1 protein-coding gene is annotated in these 1,075 nt (G+C 65.2%); it reads right to left on the bottom strand.

The window, feature by feature from the left end; all coding sequences use genetic code 11:
* Positions 1-1,075, bottom strand: a 1,075-nt coding sequence (gene mbhE / locus AC0B9F_RS38475) for a hydrogen gas-evolving membrane-bound hydrogenase subunit E (RefSeq protein WP_472010498.1), incomplete at both ends; no start/stop codon positions are given.

Raw genomic sequence — 1,075 nt, 5'->3', positions numbered from 1 at the left:
AGGGCGGTGCCCGCGGCCAGCGCCAAACCGAGGCCGAGAATCTTGCCCGCGTCGATGGGTACGGCTTCACCGAGTTCGTAGCGTCCGCCGGCGAGGTACCGAAGTACCAGCGCCAGGCCCGCCGTCAGGCCTCCGGCGAAACCGCCACCGGGGGCATTGTGACCGGAGAAGAAGAAGTAGATCGACAACACCATGATGGTCGGGAAGATCAACCTCGTGGTGACCTCGAGAACCAGCGAACGGTGTCGAGGATCGATGAGGTCTCCGCCGCGCAACCACGTCGTGTCCGAGTTGGCCGCTGCCTTGTCGACGATGACGGAGGGGGCGTCCGCGACGCGCGGCGCGATACCGAACCGGCGGTTGCGGAAGACGAGGCTGGCGACGCCAGTTGCCGCGACCAGCAGCACCGAGATCTCACCGAGGGTGTCCCATGCGCGGATGTCGACGAGTAGGACATTGACGACGTTCTTGCCGTTGCCCAGGTCGTAGGCCGCGTCGGGAAGCAGCTCGTAGATCGGACGAGTGTTTCGGGCATTGGTCGCGAAGGCCGCGATGGTGGTGACGGTGATACCGACGGCGACGGCGAGTGCGGCACGCGGCCACTTGAAGCCGATCGCCTTGCTCTCGTCGACTTCGGCGGGGAACTTCCGGAGCACGAGCACGAAGATCACCAGTGTCAGTGTCTCGACGAGGAACTGGGTCAGCGCGAGGTCGGGTGCGCCGTGCAGCGCGAACAACACGCCGCAGCCGTAGCCGGTGAGTCCGACGAGGATGACGCTGGCGAGTCGGTTGCGCATCAGCGTCGCGGCGATGGCGGCCGAGATCATCATCAGCGCGATAGTGAACTGGATGGGTGAATCCCACATCCGAAGGTCGACTCCGCCGCCATCGGTGTCGATGATCAGCAGGAACAGCGGCACAACGACCAGCGTCGCGAGAATCGTCGACTGTGTGCGAGGGAGCGAACCACGCTGAGTGGCACCGGTCAGGCGCATCGAGATCGTGTCCATGCCGCGCAGGGTCGCGTCGTAGATACGGTCGGCGTTGACGAGCGGCGGGTGCTCGAAGTGCAGTC

The organism is Streptomyces sp. NPDC097129 (assembly GCF_055668065.1).
This window is presented reverse-complemented; position numbering and strand designations above follow the sequence as displayed.